The organism is uncultured Shimia sp. (assembly GCF_947498095.1).
In the GTDB taxonomy this organism is placed as follows: Bacteria; Pseudomonadota; Alphaproteobacteria; order Rhodobacterales; family Rhodobacteraceae; genus Shimia.
On the sequence record NZ_CANMJE010000002.1, the window covers coordinates 265,521 to 288,696 of the forward strand.

The 23,176-nt window shown below is 57.5% G+C and carries 26 protein-coding genes; 25 read left to right on the forward strand and 1 reads right to left on the reverse strand.

Translation table 11 applies throughout. From position 1 onward, the window contains the following. Positions 1-80 precede the first annotated feature (80 nt). From Q0932_RS04475 to Q0932_RS04595, 25 genes are all read left to right on the forward strand, one after another. Positions 81-446 (forward strand): NADH-quinone oxidoreductase subunit A, encoded by a 366-nt coding sequence (locus Q0932_RS04475; RefSeq protein WP_299350052.1) that lies wholly within the window; start codon positions 81-83, stop codon positions 444-446. Beyond that, a complete protein-coding gene (locus Q0932_RS04480; protein WP_127112436.1) occupies positions 446-970 on the forward strand; it encodes an NADH-quinone oxidoreductase subunit B in 525 nt (174 codons plus the stop codon). Before Q0932_RS04475 ends, Q0932_RS04480 begins: the two co-directional genes overlap by 1 nt. Further along, on the forward strand, positions 967-1,572 hold the full coding sequence (locus tag Q0932_RS04485) for an NADH-quinone oxidoreductase subunit C (protein WP_299350053.1): 606 nt from the start codon (positions 967-969) through the stop codon (positions 1,570-1,572). Before Q0932_RS04480 ends, Q0932_RS04485 begins: the two co-directional genes overlap by 4 nt. Further along, on the forward strand, positions 1,572-2,795 hold the full coding sequence (locus Q0932_RS04490) for an NADH-quinone oxidoreductase subunit D (protein WP_299350632.1): 1,224 nt from the start codon (positions 1,572-1,574) through the stop codon (positions 2,793-2,795). Before Q0932_RS04485 ends, Q0932_RS04490 begins: the two co-directional genes overlap by 1 nt. Then, positions 2,792-3,163: a hypothetical protein gene (locus tag Q0932_RS04495; protein WP_299350054.1), complete on the forward strand. Its 372-nt coding sequence runs from the start codon at positions 2,792-2,794 to the stop codon at positions 3,161-3,163. Before Q0932_RS04490 ends, Q0932_RS04495 begins: the two co-directional genes overlap by 4 nt. Further along, positions 3,160-4,125 carry a hypothetical protein gene (locus tag Q0932_RS04500; RefSeq protein ID WP_299350055.1) on the forward strand — a complete coding sequence of 322 codons (966 nt, stop codon included), beginning with the start codon at positions 3,160-3,162 and terminating at the stop codon, positions 4,123-4,125. Before Q0932_RS04495 ends, Q0932_RS04500 begins: the two co-directional genes overlap by 4 nt. Further along, positions 4,125-5,285: an NADH-quinone oxidoreductase subunit E gene (locus Q0932_RS04505; protein ID WP_299350056.1), complete on the forward strand. Its 1,161-nt coding sequence runs from the start codon at positions 4,125-4,127 to the stop codon at positions 5,283-5,285. The genes Q0932_RS04500 and Q0932_RS04505 overlap by 1 nt, the downstream gene beginning before the upstream one ends. A 3-nt stretch (positions 5,286-5,288) precedes the next feature. Continuing rightward, on the forward strand, positions 5,289-5,519 hold the full coding sequence (locus Q0932_RS04510) for a DUF5337 domain-containing protein (RefSeq protein ID WP_299350058.1): 231 nt from the start codon (positions 5,289-5,291) through the stop codon (positions 5,517-5,519). Positions 5,520-5,523: 4 nt separating this feature from the next. Then, positions 5,524-6,819: an NADH-quinone oxidoreductase subunit NuoF gene (nuoF, locus tag Q0932_RS04515; RefSeq protein ID WP_299350059.1), complete on the forward strand. Its 1,296-nt coding sequence runs from the start codon at positions 5,524-5,526 to the stop codon at positions 6,817-6,819. Between the two features lie 11 nt (positions 6,820-6,830). Then, positions 6,831-7,214 carry a hypothetical protein gene (locus tag Q0932_RS04520; RefSeq protein ID WP_299350061.1) on the forward strand — a complete coding sequence of 128 codons (384 nt, stop codon included), beginning with the start codon at positions 6,831-6,833 and terminating at the stop codon, positions 7,212-7,214. Between the two features lie 89 nt (positions 7,215-7,303). Continuing rightward, entirely contained in the window at positions 7,304-7,708 is a 405-nt protein-coding gene (locus Q0932_RS04525) for a DUF5333 domain-containing protein (RefSeq protein ID WP_299350063.1), read from the forward strand. A 3-nt stretch (positions 7,709-7,711) separates the two neighbouring features. Beyond that, a complete protein-coding gene (gene nuoG / locus Q0932_RS04530; RefSeq protein WP_299350065.1) occupies positions 7,712-9,724 on the forward strand; it encodes an NADH-quinone oxidoreductase subunit NuoG in 2,013 nt (670 codons plus the stop codon). A 5-nt stretch (positions 9,725-9,729) separates the two neighbouring features. Continuing rightward, entirely contained in the window at positions 9,730-10,161 is a 432-nt protein-coding gene (locus Q0932_RS04535) for a hypothetical protein (RefSeq protein ID WP_299350067.1), read from the forward strand. Between the two features lie 6 nt (positions 10,162-10,167). After that, positions 10,168-11,208, forward strand: coding sequence for an NADH-quinone oxidoreductase subunit NuoH (gene nuoH, locus Q0932_RS04540; RefSeq protein ID WP_299350069.1), 1,041 nt, complete (start codon positions 10,168-10,170; stop codon positions 11,206-11,208). A gap of 1 nt (position 11,209) precedes the next feature. Then, a complete protein-coding gene (gene nuoI / locus Q0932_RS04545; RefSeq protein ID WP_299350071.1) occupies positions 11,210-11,704 on the forward strand; it encodes an NADH-quinone oxidoreductase subunit NuoI in 495 nt (164 codons plus the stop codon). After that, complete coding sequence (locus Q0932_RS04550) at positions 11,701-12,108, forward strand: carboxymuconolactone decarboxylase family protein (protein WP_299350073.1); 408 nt, start codon at positions 11,701-11,703, stop codon at positions 12,106-12,108. The genes nuoI and Q0932_RS04550 overlap by 4 nt, the downstream gene beginning before the upstream one ends. After that, positions 12,105-12,713, forward strand: a complete 609-nt coding sequence (locus Q0932_RS04555) for an NADH-quinone oxidoreductase subunit J (protein WP_299350075.1) — start codon at positions 12,105-12,107, stop codon at positions 12,711-12,713. The genes Q0932_RS04550 and Q0932_RS04555 overlap by 4 nt, the downstream gene beginning before the upstream one ends. Positions 12,714-12,750: 37 nt before the next feature. Next, on the forward strand, positions 12,751-13,056 hold the full coding sequence (gene nuoK, locus Q0932_RS04560) for an NADH-quinone oxidoreductase subunit NuoK (RefSeq protein ID WP_299350077.1): 306 nt from the start codon (positions 12,751-12,753) through the stop codon (positions 13,054-13,056). A 5-nt stretch (positions 13,057-13,061) separates the two neighbouring features. Then, positions 13,062-15,221 carry an NADH-quinone oxidoreductase subunit L gene (gene nuoL, locus Q0932_RS04565; RefSeq protein WP_299350078.1) on the forward strand — a complete coding sequence of 720 codons (2,160 nt, stop codon included), beginning with the start codon at positions 13,062-13,064 and terminating at the stop codon, positions 15,219-15,221. Then, positions 15,221-16,768, forward strand: a complete 1,548-nt coding sequence (locus Q0932_RS04570) for an NADH-quinone oxidoreductase subunit M (RefSeq protein WP_299350080.1) — start codon at positions 15,221-15,223, stop codon at positions 16,766-16,768. Before nuoL ends, Q0932_RS04570 begins: the two co-directional genes overlap by 1 nt. Before the next feature lie 15 nt (positions 16,769-16,783). Beyond that, positions 16,784-18,223, forward strand: coding sequence for an NADH-quinone oxidoreductase subunit NuoN (nuoN, locus tag Q0932_RS04575; RefSeq protein ID WP_299350082.1), 1,440 nt, complete (start codon positions 16,784-16,786; stop codon positions 18,221-18,223). A 105-nt stretch (positions 18,224-18,328) separates the two neighbouring features. After that, complete coding sequence (locus Q0932_RS04580; protein WP_299350084.1) at positions 18,329-19,093, forward strand: biotin--[acetyl-CoA-carboxylase] ligase; 765 nt, start codon at positions 18,329-18,331, stop codon at positions 19,091-19,093. Positions 19,094-19,114: 21 nt separating this feature from the next. Continuing rightward, the gene (locus tag Q0932_RS04585; protein ID WP_299350086.1) at positions 19,115-19,891 is read left to right on the forward strand and encodes a type III pantothenate kinase; all 777 of its coding nucleotides are present in this window, start codon (positions 19,115-19,117) and stop codon (positions 19,889-19,891) included. Further along, positions 19,888-21,555, forward strand: a complete 1,668-nt coding sequence (locus Q0932_RS04590; protein ID WP_299350088.1) for a ribonuclease J — start codon at positions 19,888-19,890, stop codon at positions 21,553-21,555. The genes Q0932_RS04585 and Q0932_RS04590 overlap by 4 nt, the downstream gene beginning before the upstream one ends. Positions 21,556-21,643: 88 nt before the next feature. Beyond that, the gene (locus Q0932_RS04595; protein WP_299350090.1) at positions 21,644-22,486 is read left to right on the forward strand and encodes a phytanoyl-CoA dioxygenase family protein; all 843 of its coding nucleotides are present in this window, start codon (positions 21,644-21,646) and stop codon (positions 22,484-22,486) included. Here the strand turns inward: Q0932_RS04595 and Q0932_RS04600 are convergent. Next, on the reverse strand, positions 22,466-23,176 hold the full coding sequence (locus tag Q0932_RS04600; RefSeq protein ID WP_366141382.1) for an HD domain-containing protein: 711 nt from the start codon (positions 23,174-23,176) through the stop codon (positions 22,466-22,468). The genes Q0932_RS04595 and Q0932_RS04600 overlap by 21 nt on opposite strands.

Below are 23,176 nucleotides of genomic sequence, written 5' to 3' on the forward strand. Positions count from 1 at the left end.
GGGGCAGGGGTAAACCCACTGTAGTCAAAACAGCCATCTGACTGCACGTCATTTGACCCGTGCATGAAAGGAGCCACCCCGTGGAAGAGATGCTGAGGGAATACCTTCCCATTCTCGTCTTTCTGGCCATTGCCATTGCCCTTGGTCTCGTATTGATCCTCGCCGCTGTTGTCCTCGCCGTAAGAAATCCCGATCCTGAGAAGGTGAGTGCTTACGAGTGTGGTTTCAATGCCTTCGACGACGCGCGCATGAAGTTTGATGTGAGGTTCTACCTCGTGTCGATCCTGTTCATCATTTTCGATCTGGAAATTGCGATGCTTTTCCCATGGGCCGTTGGGTTCAAGGACATCAGCATGCTGGGATTCTGGTCGATGATGGTCTTCCTGGCAGTGCTGACCATCGGCTTTGCCTATGAGTGGAAAAAGGGAGCCCTGGAATGGGAGTGATGACCGGAGCCAACACTGCTGGTGCAGACAAAGAAGTTGTCACTCAGGCCCTGAACAAGGATCTGCAGGACAAAGGGTTTCTGCTGACCTCGACCGAGGACATGATCAACTGGGCCCGAACCGGGTCATTGCACTGGATGACCTTTGGTCTGGCCTGCTGCGCGGTTGAGATGATCCACACCTCGATGCCGCGCTATGACCTTGAGCGTTACGGTACTGCGCCGCGCGCCTCTCCACGTCAGTCGGACTTGATGATCGTCGCGGGTACGCTGACCAATAAAATGGCACCGGCCTTGCGCAAGGTTTACGACCAGATGCCCGAGCCGCGTTACGTGATCTCGATGGGGTCCTGCGCCAATGGCGGCGGCTATTATCACTATTCCTATAGCGTTGTGCGAGGCTGCGACCGGATCGTGCCGGTCGATGTCTATGTTCCGGGCTGTCCTCCGACCGCCGAGGCGCTGATGTATGGGGTCCTGCAACTGCACCGCAAGATCCGCCGCACGGGGACGATTGAGAGATGACCGAAGCACTTAACGAATTGGGCGCCTATATCGAAGCCAAGCGCCCCGATTGTGTCCTGGGCTGGGACGTGGCTTTTGGTGAGCTGAACGTCGATGTGGCCCCAGCAAACATCGTCGGGTTTGTCGAGTTTCTGAAGGCCGACCAGACCTGCAAGTTTGCCACACTGATCGACCTGACTGCCGCAGATTTCCCGGATCGCTCCAAGCGGTTCACGGTGATCTATCACCTGTTGTCGATCTATCAGAACCACCGCATTCGTCTGCGCGTCTCGGTGCGCGAAGATGAGATGGTGCCGTCGATCACCAGTGTTCACGCCTGTGCCAATTGGGCCGAGCGGGAAACCTTTGACATGTTCGGGATCATCTTCAGCGATCACCCGGACCTGCGCCGCCTGCTGACCGACTATGGCTTTACTGGCCATCCGTTGCGCAAAGATTTCCCGACCACCGGTTATACCGAGTTGCGCTATGACGAGGTCGAAAAGCGCGTGGTCTATGAACCTGTGCAACTGACACAGGATTACCGCCAGTTTGATTTCATGTCTCCATGGGAAGGTGCCGAATACATCCTGCCCGGTGACGAGAAGGGGGATGCGAAATGATGGACGGTTCCAAGTTCTCAGACGGCAGCCACGACGCTCTGGCCGGCGAACAGAAAATCCGCAACTTTAACATCAACTTTGGTCCGCAACACCCTGCGGCCCACGGTGTTTTGCGTCTGGTCCTCGAGCTGGATGGTGAGATTGTTGAACGCGCCGACCCGCATGTTGGCCTGTTGCACCGCGGCACCGAAAAATTGATGGAAAGCCGCACCTACCTGCAAAACCTGCCGTATCTCGACCGCCTCGACTATGTGGCGCCGATGAACCAGGAGCATGCATGGTGCCTGGCGATCGAAAAGATGACCGGCACCGAAGTGCCGCGGCGTGCCCAATTGATCCGCGTTTTGTACTGCGAGATTGGCCGCGTTCTGAACCACCTGATGAACGTCTGTTCACAGGCGATGGACGTTGGCGCACTGACCCCGAACCTCTGGGGCTTTGAAGAGCGCGAAAAGCTGATGATCTTCTACGAACGCGCCTGCGGCGCGCGTTTGCACGCGGCGTATTTCCGCCCCGGTGGTGTACATCAGGATCTGCCCGATGCGCTGTTGGACGATATTGAGGAATGGGCAATCCATTTCCCCAACGTTCTGGACGACATTGAAACGCTGCTGACCGAGAACCGTATCTTTAAGCAGCGCAATGTGGATATCTGCGTTATCGACACCGATACCGCACTTGAACATGGCTATTCCGGCGTGATGTTGCGCTCGGCCGGCCTCGCATGGGATTTGCGCCGCGCGCAGCCCTATGAGTGCTATGACGAGTTCGACTTCCAGATCCCCATCGGCAAGAACGGCGACTGTTATGACCGTTATGTCATGCGGGTTGAGGAAATGCGTCAGTCGACCAGCATTATCCGTCAGGCCATCGTGAAACTGCGCGAAGCCACCGGCGACGTGCTGGCACGTGGCAAGCTGACGCCGCCCAAGCGTGGCGACATGAAAACCTCGATGGAGAGCCTGATCCACCACTTCAAGCTGTACACCGAAGGCTTCAAGGTTCCCGAAGGCGAAGTTTACGCCGCCGTGGAAGCGCCCAAAGGCGAATTTGGTGTGTATATCCAAGGGGATGGCACCAACCGTCCGTACCGCGCCAAACTGCGTGCGCCGGGGTATAACCACCTGCAATCGCTGGATCACATCACGAAGGGCCACCAGCTGGCCGATGTGGCCGCCATCATCGGCACCATCGACATCGTGTTCGGGGAGATCGATAGGTGACAAGCCTGCCCATCATCCTTGTGCTGCTTCTGGGCGTTGGTGCCCTGATGGTGTTCGCACTGGCCTATGCGTTCTATTCCGATCCGGAACAGGGCATGGCACAGGCGACTCACCGTCCTGAGAAGCTGCCGTTGGTGATGATCGACCGCTACATTGCGGTTGGGGTGATCCAGATCGGGCTGATCTTTTTTGGCTCTCTGGAGATGGTTGCTGTGTTCTGTGTCGCTGGCGCGATCATGGGATTGGGCGACGGCTTGATTTATGCCAAGGCCAAGCTTCCGCACATGAAGCATACGTCCTCGGGACTGTTGGCCGTTTTGGGGCTTGTGGTCACTCTGTTCTATCTGAACGCAGGAGGGGCGGCATGACGCGATTGGCGTTGGCATCGGCACTTATGAGCGTGGCCACATGCGCGGCAGCGGCGGATATTGCGCCCGTTGATCCCGATCGTGTGGATGCGTTTATTGACATTGTCGCGGCCAATGAGTGTCGTTTGTCCAATGGATCCGCGGGCGACATTCTGCCCGGTGCCGGGTTCAATGACCGTGACGAAGTACGCGGCATTGTTGCGCGGTTGCTGTACTACGGTCGCGCGCGCAACAACGACGGTGCGCTGCAGGTGTTTGACGGACCATGCCCGGCCTACGAAGGTGAGCCGCTCAAAGAACAATTCCTCAAGGTGCTGGGTGGCAACAACTGCCAGATGACTGCACTGGAATCCGTGTCCTTGCTGAATGCCCACGGGATGAAGGATTACGAGGTCACACCAATGATCCCGTTCCTTCAGAACGAAGAGCTTGTGACCTTGTCCGAGGATGACAAGGTGATCAGCCTGACAGAAGAGGCCTGCACCTTCTACAGCGCAGGGCTGGATCAGACTTCACAAGAATCTGTATTCCGCGACCCGGGCGGGTACCTGATCGAACTGGCCAGCGAGACTGGATGTTCGATTGAACTGGACGCTGCGGTTGCGGCGATGGAGCCTCTGGGGTTGGATCGCACAGATACGAAGGGGGTGGCCAACCTCTATATCGAGGCCGGGCAGGCCTCTGCCAGCGGCTCAACGCTGACGTTTGGCGCAGAAGTCTGTCAGGCGGCAGGCGCAGGGACGGCCGGACCCGATCCGATTGCCGAGCCGCGTGCAGCACTGGTGGCTTACCTGGAACAGAACGGCTGTTCGCTGGCCTATGACGGCGCCGCCGAACGGCTGACCGCTGCTGGGTTTGATTTTGACAAGCTGGACAAGCTTGTCCCCGACTACATCGCCGAAGGGATTATGTCCGTCGGCGCGAATGAAACTTTGATACTCAATACCGGGAGTTGCAGCTGATGCTTCGTCGCCTTCATAGCGAACAACCCGAAAGCTTCGCATTCACCGAGGCCAACCTGGCCTGGGCCAAGGGACAGATGACAAAATACCCCGAGGGCCGTCAGGCTTCGGCGGTTATTCCGTTGTTGTGGCGGGCTCAGGAACAAGAGGGCTGGCTCTCAAAACCGGCGATCGAGACGGTCGCTGACATGCTGGGCATGGCCTATATCCGCGTGTTGGAAGTGGCCTCGTTCTACTTTATGTTCCAAATGCAACCTGTTGGATCTGTTGCGCATATCCAGATTTGTGGCACGCTCAGCTGCATGATCTGTGGCGCCGAAGACCTGATGGAGGTCTGTAGGGGCAAGATTGCGCCAACGCCGCACACTGTTTCGGCGGACGGCAAGTTTTCCTGGGAAGAGGTCGAGTGCCTTGGCGCCTGCACAAACGCGCCGATGGCCCAGATCGGCAAGGACTATTACGAGGACATGACCACCGAGGGTTTCGCGCAATTGCTCGACGATCTGGCGGCTGGCAAGGTTCCCGCTCCGGGCCCGATGAATGGCCGTTTTGCTTCGGAGCCGCTCTCGGGTCTGACGTCGCTGAAAGAGTATGATAGCGGCAAGACCAAATATAATGCCTCGGCCCAGCTGGCGACGGATCTTGGCGATACAGTAAAGCGCATTGATGGCACCGAAGTACCATTGACGACACCTTGGGTGGGGGAAGATGGCGAAGTGGCCGGTCGTGTTGCATCGGCACCGACGCCCAAGGCGCCTGAAGCTCCGAAGCCCGCGGTCAAGCAGGCCGAAGAAGCCAAGGAAGCCGCGGCCAAGCCAGCCGCAGACAAACCTGCAGAAGCGCCTGTGCCTGAAGAAAAGCCCAAGGCGAAAAAGGCGTCGGCTCAGAAAGCTGCTGCAGCCACTGGCGCCGATGATTTGAAACAGCTCAAAGGCGTTGGCCCCGCGCTTGAGAAAAAGCTGCACGAAAACGGTGTGACCAGCTTTGCTCAGATCGCTGCTTGGGGCCCCGACGACATCACCGAGATGGACGACAAATTGTCCTTCAAGGGGCGCATCGAGCGTGATGGTTGGATTGAACAGGCCAAGACACTGGCGTCTGGCGATGAAACCGAGTTCTCCAAGAAAGTCGCCGACGGCGGCGTATACGACGAGGACTAAGAAATGACGGGTGGGGCAACACGAGATCAGGAACAGGCACGCAAGGGGCGCATGGTCGCTCTTGTGATCGCCGGGACCATGATCCTGTGGATGGCCGCCCAGTTTATTGGCAAGGCCGTTGGCCTGCCGGGACGCTACGCGCTCCTTTTTGACTTTGCCGCGATTGCCGGTTTGGTCTGGGCGCTGGTGAACGTTTATCAGATCTGGCGCGCGCGTCAGGCAACGCAAGGGTAACGAGATGCTGAAAGATCAGGACCGTATCTTTACCAACCTCTACGGTATGCACGACCGCACGCTTAAGGGCGCGCAGGCGCGTGGCCACTGGGATGGCACGGCAAAGATCATCCAGAACGGACGTGACTGGATCATTGACCAGATGAAGGCATCCGGCCTGCGGGGTCGTGGCGGGGCGGGCTTCCCGACCGGTCTCAAATGGTCGTTCATGCCCAAGGAAAGCGACGGACGTCCCGCATACCTGGTGATCAACGCTGATGAGTCCGAGCCCGGCACCTGTAAAGACCGCGAGATCATGCGCCATGATCCGCACACATTGATCGAGGGCGCCCTGATCGCGTCTTTCGCGATGAATGCGCATACCTCGTATATCTACATCCGAGGCGAATATATTCGCGAGCGTGAAGCGCTGCAGGCCGCAATCGATGAAGCCTATGAGGCCGGCATGCTGGGCAAGAACGCCGCCGGATCGGGCTGGGATTTCGACCTGTTCCTGCACCACGGTGCGGGCGCCTATATCTGCGGTGAAGAAACTGCTCTCTTGGAAAGCCTAGAGGGTAAAAAGGGCATGCCCCGTATGAAGCCGCCGTTCCCGGCGGGTGCAGGCCTTTATGGCTGCCCGACCACGGTGAACAACGTGGAATCAATCGCGGTTGTGCCGACAATCCTGCGTCGCGGCCCTGAGTGGTTTGCCTCTTTTGGTCGCCCCAACAATGCAGGCACCAAGATCTTTGGCATCTCGGGCCATGTGAACAACCCCTGCGTCGTCGAAGAAGCGATGTCGATCTCGTTTGAAGAGCTCATCGAAAAGCACTGCGGCGGTATTCGCGGTGGCTGGGATAACCTTTTGGCGGTCATCCCTGGTGGGTCGTCCGTGCCATGTGTGCGCGGTGAAAACATGAAAGACGCGGTGATGGATTTCGACGCGCTGCGCGATGTCGGCTCGTCACTTGGCACCGCAGCTGTGATCGTCATGGACAAGAGCGTCGATCCGATCAAAGCGATCTGGCGCCTGTCAAAGTTCTACAAACACGAAAGCTGTGGTCAGTGTACGCCTTGTCGTGAAGGCACCGGCTGGATGATGCGTGTGATGGATCGTCTGGTGAAGGGCGAGGCTGAACTGGAAGAGATCGACATGCTGTTTGACGTGACCAAACAGGTCGAAGGTCACACGATTTGTGCCCTTGGCGACGCGGCGGCTTGGCCGATCCAGGGTCTGATCAAGAACTTCCGCGAGGAAATCGAAGACCGTATCAAGGCCCAGAAAACCGGCCGCATGGGCGCGATGGCAGCGGAGTAAGAATTGTGACGATGGGGCAGCAAAAGATAATTGGGAAATCCCTGTTACGCGGCGCGATTGGCGCCGGCATGGTGCTGTCGCTTGTGCTTGTTTCAGGCTGCAATCGCGTGAAAAACAATCGAACAAAATCCGAGTTTGCCTTTGATGGGATCGAATTCAAGGCCAGCGCCAAAAAGGCCGAAGGCGAGGATCGGACCCACTTTGTTTCTGTTGTGCGCAAAGCAACGCAGTCTCTGGATGGCGCCAAAGAGGCCGGCCGCCACGCTGGGACCCGTTACTGTATTGAACAATATGGCACGTCCAAGATCGACTGGGTCAACGGCCCGGATCAGGAAAACAGTGCTCTGACCTTGGATGACGAAACCTTGATTATGGAGGGATACTGCAAGCCATGACCCGCCGTTATTGCATAACACACGGTCCTCGCACTCTGATTTGGGCAGAGGCGCGCGATATCCGCGCGCCCGGCAAAAGGAGTGCGACAATGCGTGTGATGATGCCAATTGTACTGGCTGCGACTGTGTTTGCAGGGGCGGCCGCGGCTGCCAAACCACCACTTAGTGAAGTGGCGGAAGTCGAAGATAAACTGCTTGCGGCGGCTGTAGGCTGGGAAATCAGCGAAGTCTGCGAAGAGATTTCGGCTCGTAAGCTGAAGGCACTGGGCGAAGCCTGGGAACTCAAGGCACGGGCCAATGAGTTGGGCTACAGCAACGCCGAAATCAAAGAACATGTTGAGTCCAAGGCTCAGAAAAAGCGGATGCGCGCCAAGGGCGAAGCTTATCTGAAGTCTCAGGGCGCCATCTATGGACAACCGGAAACCTTCTGTGCGGTCGGCCGCGCGGAAATTGCAAAGAACAGCGCGATCGGCGCGCTATTGAGGGCGAAGTAGACCATGTCTGACCTGCGCAAAGTCGTCATTGACGAGACCGAAGTAGAAGTAGACGGCGCGATGACGCTGATCCAGGCCTGTGAGCAGGCAGGCGTGGAAATTCCACGTTTCTGCTATCACGAACGCCTGTCGATTGCGGGCAACTGCCGGATGTGTCTGGTCGAAGTTGTTGGCGGTCCACCCAAGCCTGCGGCCTCTTGCGCGATGCAGGTGCGCGATCTCCGCCCCGGTCCCGAAGGTCAGCCTCCGGTGGTGAAAACCAATTCGCCTATGGTCAAGAAAGCCCGCGAAGGCGTGATGGAGTTCATGCTCATCAACCACCCGCTGGATTGTCCGATCTGCGATCAAGGCGGCGAATGCGACCTGCAGGATCAGGCCGTGGCCTATGGCATCTCGGATTCGCGCTTTCAGGAACCCAAGCGCGCCGTAGACGATCTGGACCTTGGTCCACTGGTTTCAACCACGATGACGCGCTGTATTTCCTGCACTCGTTGTGTGCGGTTCACGACCGAGGTCGCGGGCATCACACAGATGGGCCAAACCGGCCGCGGTGAAGACGCCGAAATCACCAGCTATCTGAACCAGACACTGGACAGTAACCTGCAGGGCAACATCATTGATTTGTGCCCGGTAGGGGCTTTGACCTCAAAGCCTTACGCCTTTACCGCCCGCCCGTGGGAATTGACCAAAACCGAAACCATCGACGTGATGGACGCTCTGGGGTCGAACATCCGCGTGGACACCAAAGGCCGCGAAGTGATGCGCATCCTGCCACGCAACCATGATGGCGTTAACGAAGAGTGGATTTCCGACAAAACCCGCTTTGTCTGGGACGGGCTGCGCCGCCAACGTCTGGACCGCCCTTATGTGCGCGTCGACGGCAAGCTGAAGCCCGCAACATGGGGCGAAGCCCTGAGTGCCGCTGCTACGGCGATGAAGGGCAAAAAGGTTGCCGGTCTGATTGGTGATCTGGCGCCGGTTGAGGCCAGCTTTGCCCTGAAACAGATCGTTGACGGTCTGGAAGGCAACATCGAATGCCGCACCAATGGCGCGGTTTTGCCTGCGGGCAACCGCTCGGCCTATGTCGGCAATGCTGCTATCGAAGACATTGATAACGCTAAGGTTATCTACCTGATTGGCACCAACCCTCGCAACGAAGCACCGGTGTTGAATGCGCGGATTCGCAAGGCTTGGGCACGCGGCGCCGAGATCCACACCGTGGGCGTGAAAAGCGGCGACCTGACGTATGACACGATCCATCACGGCCCAGGCCGTCGGATGATCGCAGGTATGCTGGAAAATGCTAAGGCGTCGGAAAACTCTGTAGTGATCGTCGGGCAGGGCGCCATCACCGAAGGTGACGGGATTGCGGTTCTGAGCAAATGCATGGAGCTGACAGAAAAACTAACCGGCAAGATGCTGGTTCTGCATACAGCTGCCAGCCGTGTGGGTGCGATGGATATCGGCGCGGTCACCGAAGGTGGCATGGATAGTGCACTCGAGGGGGCCGAGGTGGTTTACAACCTTGGCGCTGACGAAGTTGAAATCGCGGAAGGGCCTTTCGTGATCTATCAGGGCAGCCATGGCGATCGTGGCGCGCACCGGGCGGACGTGATCCTGCCGGCGGCTGCCTATACCGAAGAAAACGGCCTGTTTGTGAACACTGAAGGTCGTCCACAGCTGGCCATGCGTGCCGGGTTCGCGCCGGGTGAAGCAAAGGAAAACTGGGCCATCCTGCGCGCCCTGAGTGCTGAACTGGACGCGACGCTTCCGTATGACTCGCTGGCGCAACTGCGTCAGGCCTTGGTGGCCGAAGTGCCCCATCTTGCCAAGATCGATCAGGTTGTCGACAACGGCTGGGAGGCACTACCGGCGGCCGAGCTTAAGGCCGGCAAGTTTTTTGCGACGGTCACTGATTTTTACTTGACCAACCCGATTGCACGGGCAAGCGAGCTGATGGCAGAGCTGTCGGCAGCCGCCAGCGCGCGGGCCAACCAGAAAGTGGCGGCTGAGTAAGACAGATGCATCTCAACACCCTCATATCCCCATTTGTTCCGGCGCTTGCGCTGGGGCTTTCGGCCTGTGCGCCGACCTGTGGAGAGGGTGTGTCCTGTGCTGGAGGCGAGACGCCGGATGCCCTGTATCTGGGTGTCGAGACACGGTTGCTGGAAGATGATCTGGTGCGATTCAATGTTGCCATGCGTGGCAACAAGGACGACCCCAACGCGGCGGCTAACGTCTCCCGCTATGCCGAATGCGCTGCGGCGCAGTACGCGCTGATCCGTGGATACGGCTTTGCCCGTCATTTGCGGACAACGACAAATTTTAATGACGGGACGTGGAGCGGAGATGCGGCTTATACCATCTCTTCCTCACTGCCCGACGGTCTTAAGACGATCGACGCCGAAGTCATCGTTGCCGACTGTAAAGACAACGGAATACCCACGGTGTGAGGACCCATGATTGAATTCTTTACCACCACGAACCTCGGGATCTTCCTGCTGACGGTAGGACAGGTCTTGTTGCTTGTCATTCCGCTGCTGGTGGCACTTGCCTTCCTGATGTATGCGGACCGCAAAATCTGGGCGGCAGTTCAGCTGCGCCGGGGCCCGAACGTTGTGGGGACCTTTGGTCTTCTGCAAAGTTTCGCGGACTTCCTGAAATACATCGTGAAAGAGGTGGTCTTCCCCGCGGGTGCGGATAAGGCCGTGTATCTTCTGGCACCGATGGTCAGCCTTGTTATGGCGCTGATCGCCTGGGCAGTGATCCCGTTCAACGATGGCTGGGTCCTGTCGGATATCAACGTTGCGATCCTCTATGTCTTCGCTGTGTCCTCGCTTGAGGTTTACGGCGTGATCATGGGCGGTTGGGCATCGAACTCGAAATACCCGTTCCTCGGGTCGCTTCGGTCCGCTGCGCAGATGATTTCTTATGAAGTCTCGCTGGGCCTGATCATCATCGGCATCATCATCTCGACCGGCTCGATGAACTTTGGTGACATTGTTGCTGCACAAGATGGCGCGTATGGCATCTTCTCGTGGTACTGGCTGCCGCACTTCCCGATGCTGTTCCTGTTCTTCATCTCGGCGCTGGCAGAAACCAACCGTCCGCCGTTCGACCTTCCCGAAGCGGAGTCGGAACTGGTGGCAGGCTATCAGGTGGAATACTCGTCGACCCCGTTCCTTTTGTTCATGATCGGGGAACTGGTCGCCGTGGTTCTGATGTGCGCGCTTGTCTCGCTCTTGTTCTTCGGTGGTTGGCTGTCGCCAATTCCTGGTCTGCCGGATGGCATCCTGTGGATGATCCTGAAGATGGGTGCGGCGTTCTTCATGTTCTCGATGGTTAAGGCCCTCGTGCCGCGCTACCGCTATGACCAGCTGATGCGCATTGGTTGGAAAGTCTTCCTGCCGATGTCGCTGGTCTGGGTCGTGCTGGTCGCATTCCTTGCGAAATTCGAACTCTTCGGCGGCGCCTATGCCCGCTGGGCGATTGGAGGCTGATATGACTCAGATCGACTATAAACGCGCGGCTGGGTATTTCCTGCTGACCGACTTTTTCAAGGCGTTCCGGCTGGGGATGAAGTACTTTGTCGGCCCCAAGGTGACGATCAACTACCCGCACGAAAAGGGGCCTCTGTCGCCTCGGTTCCGAGGTGAGCACGCGCTGCGTCGGTACCCCAATGGGGAAGAGCGCTGCATCGCTTGTAAACTGTGCGAAGCGATTTGCCCGGCTCAGGCGATTACCATTGACGCGGAACCCCGCGATGATGGCAGCCGCCGCACCACGCGCTATGACATCGACATGACCAAATGCATCTACTGCGGTTTCTGTCAGGAAGCCTGCCCGGTGGACGCGATTGTCGAAGGTCCGAACTTCGAGTTTTCCACCGAAAGCCGCGAAGAGTTGTTCTACGACAAGGAAAAACTTCTTGAGAACGGCGAACGTTGGGAAGCCGAGATCGCCAAGAACCTCGAATTGGATGCACCTTACCGATGACCGATGGAAAGAACCCCTTTGAAGCGATGATCGCGCAGTATCAGGACATGGCCAAGGCCATGAACCCTGCGATGGAGTCGTTCACCCCGAAAGGGTTCGAGAACCTGTGGCCAACCATGTCCAAAGAGATGATGGAAATGTTCTTTGGCAACACCATCAACAAAGACGGACTGGACGCTAAGACCCGTCTGCTCTTGACGCTGGGGGCGCTGACCGTTCTCGGCGCCCAAGGCGAAAGCCAGATCCGCATGACCGTGCGCCACCTGTTAGAGGCGGGCGCGACAAAACAAGAAATCGTCGAGACCATCGGACAGATGTCGATGTTCGCCGGCATACCCGCCATGACCAAAGCCCTTGAGCTTGCCGAAAGTGTCATGGCCGAAAACGAGGATAGTGACACATGAGTATGGTTGCTCTGGCCTTTTACCTCTTCGCGCTCAGCGCCATCACGGGCGGGCTGTTCACCGTTGTCAGCCGCAATCCTGTGCATTCGGTGCTCTGGCTGATCCTGGCCTTTCTGTCATCGGCAGGATTGTTTGTTCTGCTGGGGGCGGAATTTGTCGCAATGCTGCTCATCATCGTCTACGTGGGAGCCGTCGCCGTACTGTTCCTGTTCGTTGTGATGATGCTGGACATCGATTTTGCAGAGTTGAAGGCAGGCATGGCACAGTACATGCCGCTGGCACTGCTCATTGGTGTGATCCTGTTGATGCAGTTCGGCATGGCCATCGGCGTCTGGCAGGTGTCGGATGTGGCCGAAGCGCAGCGCGCCGCCGTGGCGCCTGAGGGTGTGCAGAACACCGCAGCCCTGGGCCTCATCATCTATGACCAATATTTCCTTCTGTTCCAACTGGCAGGTCTGATCCTGTTGGTCGCCATGATCGGCGCCATCGTTCTGACCATGCGCCACCGTCGTGACGTGAAACGTCAGAACGTGCTGCACCAGATGTGGCGCGATCCCAAAGACGCGATGGAACTGAAAGACGTGAAACCGGGGCAGGGCGTTTAAGCGCCCGCACTTGGAAGAATAAGGACCGAGGGACAAAATGATCGGACTTGAACATTATCTTACCGTGGCGGCGGTTCTCTTCGTCATCGGGATTTTTGGCCTCTTCCTGAACCGGAAGAACGTCATCATCCTGTTGATGTCGATCGAACTGATGCTGCTTTCCGTCAACATCAACCTGGTGGCGTTCTCAAGCTACGCAGGCGATCTGGTTGGGCAGGTGTTCACCCTGTTCATCCTGACCGTTGCCGCGGCTGAGGCTGCGATTGGGCTGGCGATCATTGTCTCCTTCTTCCGCAACCGCGGCACCATCGCGGTGGAAGATGTCAACGTGATGAAAGGCTAAGACAGATGGAAAAGATCATCCTGTTCGCTCCGCTGATCGGTAGCCTTATTGGCGGCTTTGGCTGGCGTTTTATCGGCGAGAAGGGCGCGCAATGGGTCACGACGGGCCTGTTGTTCCTGGCCTGTCTCTTGTCTTGGGTCGTGTTCCTCACCCATGACGGTCAGACCCAATACATCCATATTCTGGACTGGATCCAATCGGGCACGCTGGACTCGGCTTGGGCCATTCGTCTGGACCGGCTGACTGCAATCATGCTGATCGTTGTGACCACGGTTTCGGCGCTGGTGCACCTCTATTCCTTTGGCTACATGGCCCATGACGAGAACTGGAAAGAAGGCGAGCATTACAAGGCGCGCTTCTTTGCGTACCTGTCGTTCTTTACCTTCTCGATGTTGATGCTGGTCACCTCGGACAACCTGATCCAGATGTTCTTTGGCTGGGAAGGTGTGGGCGTTGCCTCGTACCTGTTGATCGGCTTTTATTACAAGAAACCAAGTGCCAATGCTGCTGCGATCAAGGCGTTTGTGGTCAACCGTGTGGGCGACTTTGGTTTTGCCTTGGGTATCGCTGGTCTGTTTTTCCTGACCGACTCGATCAAGTTTGACGACATCTTTGCAGCAGCGCCTGCACTGGCTGAAACCAACGTCACGTTCCTCTGGACCGACTGGAATGCGGCCAACCTCCTGGCCTTCTTGTTGTTCGTTGGCGCGATGGGGAAATCGGCGCAGTTGTTCCTGCACACTTGGTTGCCGGACGCGATGGAAGGCCCGACCCCGGTGTCGGCGCTGATCCACGCCGCGACCATGGTGACCGCGGGTGTATTCCTGGTTTGCCGCATGTCGCCGCTGATGGAATACGCCCCCGAAGCCATGACCTTTGTCACCGTGCTGGGCGCCACAACCGCCTTTGTCGCGGCCACCATCGGTCTTGTGCAAAACGACATCAAACGCGTGATCGCTTATTCGACCATGTCTCAGCTGGGCTATATGTTCGTAGCGGCTGGCGTCGGCGTCTATTCGGTGGCCATGTTCCACCTGTTCACCCACGCCTTCTTTAAAGCGATGTTGTTCCTGGGCGCGGGCTCTGTGATCCACGGCATGCATCACGAACAGGACATGCGGAACTATGGCGGGTTGCGCAAGAAGCTGCCCTATACCTTCTGGGCGATGATGATCGGCACGCTGGCCATCACCGGTGTCGGTATCCCGTTGACCCATATCGGCTTTGCTGGCTTCCTGTCCAAGGATGCGGTCATTGAAAGCGCATGGGCAGGCACACAAGGCGGCTATGCCTTCTGGATGCTGGTGATTGCCGCGCTGTTCACCTCGTTCTACTCGTGGCGCCTGATGTTCCTGACCTTCTATGGTGAAGCACGTGGCGACAAACACACCCACGAGCATGCTCATGAGAGCCCGACCGTAATGCTGGTGCCGCTTGGCGTTCTGGCGTTGGGATCGATCTTTGCCGGTATGATCTGGTACGGCTCGTTCTTTGGTGACCACAACACGGTCAACAAGTTCTTTGGCATCCCGGCGCATCACGAAGAAACCGTGCATGGCGACGATCACGCTGATGAGACAGATCATGCGGCCGCTGACACTGGCCACGCCGAAGAGACCGCCCACGCCGAAGACGGACATGGCGACGATCACGGCGAAATGCATGATGATCCTGACCACAAGGTTATGGCCGCAGTGCATCACGGTGAGGCCCCGCAAGGCGCTATCTTCATGCACCCGGACAATCACGTGATGGATGACGCGCACCACGCCCCGACTTGGGTCAAGGTTTCGCCCTTTATTGCGATGCTCCTGGGCTTTGTGACAGCGTTCTACTTCTACATCGTCAACCCGGCCTTCCCGGCGAAAGTCGCCGAAAGCCAGCGGCCATTGTACCTGTTCCTGTTGAACAAATGGTACTTTGACGAGATCTATGACTATGTCTTCGTGAACCCAGCCAAGGCGCTTGGACGCTTCTTGTGGAAGAAGGGCGATGGCAATGTTATCGACGGCTTCCTCAATGGCGTGGCGATGGGCATCGTGCCTTGGTTCACCCGCCTCGCGGGCCGCGCGCAGTCCGGTTACATCTTTACCTATGCCTTTGCCATGGTGATCGGCCTTGCCGTTCTAATCACCTGGATGACGCTCAGCGGAGGAGCGCACTAATGAACGACAGCTTGCTCTCCCTTGTCACATTCATCCCGGCGCTGGCAGCGGCGATCCTTGCGATCTTCCTGCGCGGGGAAGAGGCGGCAGCCCAGCGGAATGCCAAATGGGTTGCGATGGTGGCGACCGTCATCACCTTCCTCGTGTCGCTGGCTATCCTGTTCGAGTTTGATCCCTCGAATACCGGCTTTCAGTTCGTGGAAGAACGCGAATGGCTGATGGGTCTGAAATACAAACTGGGCGTGGACGGGATTTCGGTTCTGTTCGTCATGCTCACCACCTTCATGATGCCACTGGTGATTGCGGCCTCGTGGAATGTCACGCATCGCGTCAAAGAATACATGATTGCTTTCCTCTTGTTGGAAACCTTGATGCTGGGCGTCTTCATGGCGCTGGACCTGGTGCTCTTCTACCTGTTCTTCGAAGCGGGCCTGATCCCGATGTTCCTGATCATCGGTATCTGGGGCGGCAAAGACCGTATCTACGCGAGCTTCAAGTTCTTCCTCTATACCTTCCTCGGCTCGGTGCTGATGCTGGTCGCGATGGTCGCGATGTTTGCCGAAGCGGGAACCACCGACATTCCAATGCTGATGAACCACGAGTTTGCCTCTGAGAGTTTCTCGGTTCTGGGCATCCACATTGTAGGCGGCATGCAGACGATCATGTTCCTAGCGTTCTTTGCCTCTTTCGCGGTGAAGATGCCGATGTGGCCGGTGCATACCTGGTTGCCGGACGCGCACGTTCAGGCGCCAACCGCAGGCTCGGTCGTTCTGGCCGCGATCCTGTTGAAAATGGGTGGCTATGGTTTCTTGCGGTTCTCACTGCCGATGTTCCCGGTGGGCTCAGCGGTGCTGACGGACTTTATCCTGTGGCTCTCGGTGATCGCCGTGGTCTACACGTCACTGGTCGCGCTGGTGCAGGAAGACATGAAGAAGCTGATCGCTTACTCATCCGTCGCGCACATGGGCTATGTCACCATGGGCATCTTTGCTGCCAACCAGCAGGGTATTGATGGCGCCATCTTCCAGATGTTGAGCCACGGCTTTATCTCGGGTGCGTTGTTCCTCTGTGTGGGCGTGATCTATGACCGCATGCACACCCGTGAAATTGACGCGTACGGTGGACTTGTGAACCGCATGCCGGCCTATGCGCTGATCTTCATGTTCTTCACCATGGCCAACGTCGGTCTGCCCGGCACCTCGGGCTTTGTCGGTGAATTCCTGACCATCATGGGGGTCTTCCAGGTCAACACATGGATCGCGCTCTTTGCGGCCTCTGGTGTGATCTTCTCAGCGGGTTATGCGCTGTGGTTGTACCGCCGCGTGGTCTTTGGCGATCTCATCAAAGAGAGCCTGCGCACAATCAGCGATATGACACCACGCGAGCGCTGGATCTTTGCGCCGCTGGTGGCCATGACCCTGATCCTGGGTGTCTACCCGCCGCTGATCACCGATATCATTGGCCCCTCTGTCGAGGCGCTGATCCACAATTATGAAACCGCATTGGCGCAGTCCCCGATTGGGGACGCGGCAATGGCGTCGCATTAAGGAGAGCTTGAGAAAATGATCCAGGCTGATCTGAATATCATTCTGCCAGAGATCCTGCTGGCCTGTTATGCGATGGTGGCGCTGATTGGAGCGGTTTACACCAGCAAAGACAAAATCGCGGGCAAACTGGTCTGGGCGACCGCTGTGATCTTTGTGATCGTAGCCGCATGGATCGGACTATCAGGCGAGGGCGAACGTGCCGCCTTTGACGGCATGTTCAACGATGACGGTTTTGCGCGTTTTGCCAAGGTCACGATCCTGTTGTCCGCAGCCGCAGTGCTGATCATGGGCCAAGACTATATGAGCCGCCGCGGCATGTTGCGGTTCGAATATCCGGTGCTGGTGACATTGTCGGTTGTCGGCATGATGGTCATGGTTTCGGCTGGCGATTTGATGGCGCTTTATATGGGGCTGGAACTGCAATCCCTGTCGCTTTACGTGATTGCTTCGATGCGCCGTGACAGCGCGAAATCTGCCGAAGCCGGTATGAAGTATTTTGTGCTGGGCGCCTTGTCGTCGGGTCTGTTGCTTTATGGCTCGTCGCTGGTCTACGGCTTTGCCGGTACCACCGGGTTTGCGGGCATCATCGAGGCGGCGGGCGACGGCCACGTTTCGTTGGGGCTGCTGTTCGGTCTGACGTTCATCGCCTGTGGTCTGGCGTTCAAAGTCTCGGCCGTTCCGTTCCACATGTGGACGCCTGACGTCTACCAGGGGGCTCCGACCCCGATCACCGCCTTCTTTGCGACCGCACCCAAAGTGGCCGCGATGGCGTTGTTTGCCCGTGTGCTGCATGACGCCTTTGGCGGTGTGGTTGGCGACTGGCAGCAAATCATCGCGTTGCTGAGCGTGTTGTCGATGTTCCTTGGCGCCGTGGCGGCGATCGGTCAGACCGACATCAAACGTCTGATGGCATATTCGTCGATCGCTCATATGGGCTATGCCCTGATGGGCTTGGCGGCTGGTACAGCCTTTGGTGTGCAGGCCTTGCTGATCTACATGGCGATCTATGTGACCATGAACATCGGCACCTTTGCCTTTATCCTCTCGATGGAAAAAGACGGTCAGCCGGTCACCGATATTCGGTCGCTGAACATGTATTCGCGCACCAATTCGGGCAAGGCGATGGCGATGCTGATCCTGTTGTTCTCGCTCGCGGGCGTGCCTCCGCTGGTCGGGTTCTTCGGCAAGTTCTACGTGCTGCGCGCGGCTTATGATGCGGGTCTGGCATGGCTCGCGGTGCTGGGTGTGATCGCCTCGGTGATTGGTGCCTTCTATTACCTGCGCATTGTTTACTACATGTATTTTGGTGAAGAGGGTGATGCGCTGGACAATGGCAAATCGCCGGTGCTTTACGGTCTGTTGATGGGCTCAGCTGCGATCATGCTGATCGGGGTTGTGAACCTGTTTGGCATCGAAGGCATCGCGCAAGCGGCGGCGGCAACGCTGGTCAAGTAAGCAGCAAACTGGCTGTTGGGAAATTGAGACGCGCCCTATGGGGCGCGTCGCTGTTTTTGGATATGCCTTCGGCGAGAGTATTTTGGGCAATACGAAGAGTTGGACATGACGGATTGGCCAGTGGGATATGGCAGGCGGGTATTGGCAGAGGTGGACAGCACCAACTCTGAAGCCGCGCGTATTGCGCCGGGGCTGAGCGGGCCAGAGTGGATATTGGGCCTGCGCCAAACCAAGGGGCGCGGGCGACGCGGGCGGCCGTGGTCGGACCCGACTGGAAATTTTGCGGGCACTCTGGTGCTGCAGCCCAAAGAGGGCCCCGAGGTTGTGGCGCTGCGGTCTTTTGTGGCCGCGCTCTCGCTTTTTGATGCCTTTGTAGGTGCCGGTGTGCGAGCCGAGGCCTTGTCCCTCAAATGGCCGAATGATGTGTTGTTAAACGGTGCCAAGGTGGCAGGCATCCTGCTGGAAAGTGCAGGGTTCGCCGGTGGCAAAGCCAGCCATCTTGCGATTGGCATTGGCGTCAATCTGAAGCATGCGCCAGACCCTGGTCAGCTAGAGGCCCGCGCGGTGGCGCCTGTGTCTTTGCTGTCGGAAACCGGCGTGAACATTGACGCCGAAGATTTTCTGACCCTTCTGGCCGCTGCCTATGCCCGCTATGAGACACAGTTCACCACCTATGGGTTTGCGCCGATCCGCGAAGCCTGGCTGGCGCGTGCGGCGAAACTGGGCGAGGTGATCACCGCCAGAACGTCACGTGACGAAACCGTGGGCATCTTTGAAACGGTGGACTTGGCAGGCAATCTGGTGTTGAAGACCTCAGGGGAAACTCATGGGGGATCTGTCGCCATTCCGGCTGCAGAGGTGTTCTTTTAACCACGGACAAGGGGCTTAGCGATGCTTCTGGCCATTGATTGCGGCAATACCAACACCGTCTTTTCCATCTGGGATGGCGAGACATTCCTGTGCACCCTGCGCACGTCAACGCATCACAGCCGTACGGCGGATGCGTATTTCACCTGGTTCTCGACCCTGATCAAACACTACGAGATTGATCTGGACATCACCGAGGTCATTATCTCGTCAACGGTGCCGCGGGTGGTGTTTAACCTGCGGGTTTTTGCGGATCGTTTCTTTGGCTGTCGCCCTTATGTGGTGGGCAAGCCGGAATGCCTGTTGCCGGTTGAGGCGCGGGTCGATGAAGGCACGAGTGTCGGTCCCGACCGGTTGGTCAACGCTGCAGGCGCCTATAACCGTCACGGTGGCGATCTGATTGTTGTGGATTTTGGTACCGCGACAACCTTTGACGTTGTGGCCAAGGATGGCGCCTATATTGGTGGCGTGATCGCGCCCGGTGTGAACCTGAGCCTTGAAGCTTTGCACAACGCGGCAGCGGCCCTGCCGCATGTCGATATTGCCAAGCCCCAATCTGTGATTGGAACCAACACCGTCGCCTGTATCCAATCGGGGGTGTTCTGGGGCTATGTTGGCCTTGTGCGTGAGATCTGTGACCGCATCAAGGCCGAGCGCGAGCGCCCAATGAAAGTGATTGCGACCGGTGGGTTGGCCCCGTTGTTTCAGCAATCCGTACAGCTGTTTGACACATTCGAAGAAGACCTGACCATGCACGGCCTGACCGTGATCCACAAATATAATAAGGAACACGGCAATTGAGCAGTGATCGTCTGATCTATCTTCCCCTTGGTGGGGCCGGTGAAATTGGCATGAATGCCTATGTTTATGGCTATGGCCCCGAGGATCAGGAGCGTCTGATTCTTGTCGATCTGGGCGTGACATTCTCGGATATGGACACCAGCCCCGGCGTCGATCTGATTTTTCCTGACATCACCTGGCTGGCTGAAAACAAGCACCGGCTGGAAGCTGTGTTCATCACGCATGGTCATGAGGACCACGTGGGCGCGGTCGGCCACTATTGGGATCGTCTGGGTGTACCGGTCTATGCGCGTGCCTTTACCGCAAACCTGGCCCGCCATAAGATGGCGGATCGTGGTCAGCCCGAAGAGGGTATTCAGACGGTGAGCGCATGGCCCGAAGTGACCAAGGCCGGACCGTTCTCCGTCGGGTTCCTGCCGGTCAGCCACTCGATCCCTGAAAGCGCTGCCCTTGTGATTGATACGCCTGCCGGGCGGGTGATCCACTCTGGCGACTTTAAACTGGATGAAACACCGGTTGTGGGGGAACCTTTTGATCCGGAGCTTTGGGCCAGCGTGTCCAAGGGCGGCGTCAAAGCGTTGATCTGCGATTCCACCAACGTGTTTTCACCCCATGCCGGGCGGTCTGAATCCAGTGTCGGCCCAGAGATTGAGAAACTTGTATCAGACGCGCCGAACATGGTGGTCGCCACAACTTTTGCGTCCAACGTAGCGCGGGTGAAAACCCTTGCCGAGGCCGGGGAGCGGGCCGGGAGATCAATCTGCCTGATGGGACGTGCCATGCGCCGGATGATCGAAGCCTCGATCCAGACTGGCGTGCTGACAAGCTTTCCCAAGGTGGTCAGCCCGGAAGATGCCCGTGCCATTCCGCGTGAAAACCTGATGCTACTGGTGACCGGCTCGCAGGGCGAGCGCCGGGCCGCCAGTGCTCAACTGGCGCGCGGTAAGTATAATGGGATCGAGTTGAAAGAGGGCGACCTGTTTCTGTTTTCATCAAAGACCATTCCGGGCAACGAGCGGGGCGTGATCCGCATCGTCAATCAGTTCTCGGAAATGGGTGTGGATGTCGTGGATGACAACTCGGGCGCCTACCACGTGTCAGGCCACGCCAATCGCCCGGATCTTGAACGTCTGCAGGACATCGTTCAGCCCCAAATGGTCATTCCCAACCACGGCGAACATCGCCATTTGCGGGAACACGCCAAACTTAGCCTTGCGCGTGGACGTGGGTCTTTGGTGGCGGTGAACGGCACCATGGTTGACCTGACCGGGGATGCCCCGATGGTGTGCGGTTTTGTAGAAACCGGACGCACCTATCTGGATGGATCGGTACACATCGGTGCGATGGACGGGGTTGTACGCGACCGTATTCGCATGGCGTTAAATGGCCATGTCGTGGTCACCGTGATCCTTGATGATGACGACGAACCGCTGGGCGAAGCCTGGTGCGAGATCAAAGGGCTGTCTGAGCAAGGTCGCAGCAATGCCCCTGTGATTGATGTTCTGGAAGCAGACCTCTCGCAGTTTCTGGGGCGCGCATCGGAAAAGACGTTGGGTGACGACGACAAGTTGGAAATGGAACTCCGTCGCATTGCACGCAACACCTGTTTGGATGAAATCGGGCGCAAGCCCGAGGTGACCGTGATTGTGAGTAGACTAAGCTAAGGCCTGTTTGCGACGCGCAAGTTGACGAAAACACGATAGAAACGCGATCTGAAACGCGCGTGGATGAGGCATGACGAGGGAGGAAGTCATGTCTCATATCGCCAACGATCTGATTGATCTTGATCGCTATCCAATCCACCTTGATGGCCCGGCCCGTGATGCCCTGTTGACGCAGGTTCAGGCGGACCTGGCCCGGGATGGCTGTGCTGTCCTCAAAGGGTTTCTGCGTCCTGAGGCGATTGCCCGCTTAACGGACGAGGCCGACGCCGTGGCCGATCGTGGCCATCGCAGTTTCAGCAAAACCAACCCTTACTTTACCTCGGATGACCCGACTTTGCCCGGGGACGATCCGCGGCGGCAGTTTTATGACCGCTCAAATACTTTTATTGCAGCCGATTGTTTTGAACGCGACGGTCCATTGCGCCGTATCCATGACAGTGCAGGGTTCGATGAATTCATTCGCGCGTGCCTGCAAGAAGACCAGTTCTATCGCTATGCCGACCCATTGGCGGATGTGATTGTTAACATGGCCGAAGAGGGCAACGGCTTTCCCTGGCATTTTGACACCAACAATTACACCGTCACGCTGGCCATTCAAAATGCGGAAGAGGGTGGGGCGTTTGAATATGCAGCAGGCATCCGCAAAGACGATGAGAATTTCGCCGAGGTTCGCAAAGTTCTGGATGGTACGTCAGACAAGGTGACGGTGCTGCATCTGGAACCCGGTGATCTGCAATTGTTCCGTGGTCGCTATTCGCTGCACCGTGTTGCGCCGCTGATGGGGCCAAAACGGCGCTATGTGGCGATTTTTTCTTATGTGGAAGAGCCCGACATGGTCGGTGCCCCTGAACGCACCAAGCAGCTATATGGGCGTGTTTTACCGGTGCATCTGGAACGCGCCGGGTTACGTTCAGATGCCCTCATTGATTGATGCCACTTTGGCTTCCATCTGACTGACGACGTCATCCAGCTGACGACCCAATCGGGTCGGAGCGTGATCCAAAAGCGTGTCGGCAAGGCTTCGATAATACCACAAGGTGCCCTCTTGCCCGGTGGTGAAGCGGTCAAAGACGCTCAGGCCCTCATGTTTGAGATCGACCAGAACGGTGGACGCATTGTGGATCTTGTCGCAGGTGGTCACCATCACAGCGCCCTGGGATTTGCTGGGGATAGAGGCCAGATAGGCCCGTTTGCGCGGCCACCAGGGTTCATCTTTGCCCGTGACTTGATCGCTGCATTCCAGAACGATATCAGCAACATATCCCCCGAATTTCTTGCGAATGATCGCCTCAGTATCCATTCCTCCCTGATCTTCGACCGCGTCGTGCAACAAGGCGGCGATGGCAAGATCTTCGTCGCCTCCGTTTTCCATGACGAGGCCAGAGACTGCCAAGAGATGTGAGATGTACGGTGTGTTTCGACTCTTGCGGAGCTGCGTTCGGTGTAAGTCACACGCAAAGACAAGAGCATCGTTAAAACGATGTGTCAGCATAGTTTTCCAATCATGTTTTCTGGAGTGCTGCAGGCCGAAAAGACCAATGCCTGCATCTGCTATCTTAGAGCAGTGGCGGCCGAAACTCAATTTCGGACGCAAGGGACGGGCCCGCAGGCCCGACCTCAT

Bases quoted from the DNA above. Each gene is read 5' to 3' on its own strand.
- Q0932_RS04480 (WP_127112436.1), top strand. From the start codon at position 446: ATGACCGGAGCCAACACTGCTGGTGCAGACAAAGAAGTTGTCACTCAG.
- Q0932_RS04485 (WP_299350053.1), top strand. From the start codon at position 967: ATGACCGAAGCACTTAACGAATTGGGCGCCTATATCGAAGCCAAGCGC.
- Q0932_RS04490 (WP_299350632.1), top strand. From the start codon at position 1,572: ATGGACGGTTCCAAGTTCTCAGACGGCAGCCACGACGCTCTGGCCGGC.
- Q0932_RS04500 (WP_299350055.1), top strand. From the start codon at position 3,160: ATGACGCGATTGGCGTTGGCATCGGCACTTATGAGCGTGGCCACATGC.
- Q0932_RS04505 (WP_299350056.1), top strand. From the start codon at position 4,125: ATGCTTCGTCGCCTTCATAGCGAACAACCCGAAAGCTTCGCATTCACC.
- Q0932_RS04510 (WP_299350058.1), top strand. From the start codon at position 5,289: ATGACGGGTGGGGCAACACGAGATCAGGAACAGGCACGCAAGGGGCGC.
- nuoF (WP_299350059.1), top strand. From the start codon at position 5,524: ATGCTGAAAGATCAGGACCGTATCTTTACCAACCTCTACGGTATGCAC.
- Q0932_RS04520 (WP_299350061.1), top strand. From the start codon at position 6,831: ATGGGGCAGCAAAAGATAATTGGGAAATCCCTGTTACGCGGCGCGATT.
- Q0932_RS04525 (WP_299350063.1), top strand. From the start codon at position 7,304: ATGCGTGTGATGATGCCAATTGTACTGGCTGCGACTGTGTTTGCAGGG.
- nuoG (WP_299350065.1), top strand. From the start codon at position 7,712: ATGTCTGACCTGCGCAAAGTCGTCATTGACGAGACCGAAGTAGAAGTA.
- Q0932_RS04535 (WP_299350067.1), top strand. From the start codon at position 9,730: ATGCATCTCAACACCCTCATATCCCCATTTGTTCCGGCGCTTGCGCTG.
- nuoH (WP_299350069.1), top strand. From the start codon at position 10,168: ATGATTGAATTCTTTACCACCACGAACCTCGGGATCTTCCTGCTGACG.
- nuoI (WP_299350071.1), top strand. From the start codon at position 11,210: ATGACTCAGATCGACTATAAACGCGCGGCTGGGTATTTCCTGCTGACC.
- Q0932_RS04550 (WP_299350073.1), top strand. From the start codon at position 11,701: ATGACCGATGGAAAGAACCCCTTTGAAGCGATGATCGCGCAGTATCAG.
- Q0932_RS04555 (WP_299350075.1), top strand. From the start codon at position 12,105: ATGAGTATGGTTGCTCTGGCCTTTTACCTCTTCGCGCTCAGCGCCATC.
- nuoK (WP_299350077.1), top strand. From the start codon at position 12,751: ATGATCGGACTTGAACATTATCTTACCGTGGCGGCGGTTCTCTTCGTC.
- nuoL (WP_299350078.1), top strand. From the start codon at position 13,062: ATGGAAAAGATCATCCTGTTCGCTCCGCTGATCGGTAGCCTTATTGGC.
- Q0932_RS04570 (WP_299350080.1), top strand. From the start codon at position 15,221: ATGAACGACAGCTTGCTCTCCCTTGTCACATTCATCCCGGCGCTGGCA.
- nuoN (WP_299350082.1), top strand. From the start codon at position 16,784: ATGATCCAGGCTGATCTGAATATCATTCTGCCAGAGATCCTGCTGGCC.
- Q0932_RS04580 (WP_299350084.1), top strand. From the start codon at position 18,329: ATGACGGATTGGCCAGTGGGATATGGCAGGCGGGTATTGGCAGAGGTG.
- Q0932_RS04585 (WP_299350086.1), top strand. From the start codon at position 19,115: ATGCTTCTGGCCATTGATTGCGGCAATACCAACACCGTCTTTTCCATC.
- Q0932_RS04595 (WP_299350090.1), top strand. From the start codon at position 21,644: ATGTCTCATATCGCCAACGATCTGATTGATCTTGATCGCTATCCAATC.
- Q0932_RS04600 (WP_366141382.1), bottom strand. From the start codon at position 23,176: ATGAGGTCGGGCCTGCGGGCCCGTCCCTTGCGTCCGAAATTGAGTTTC.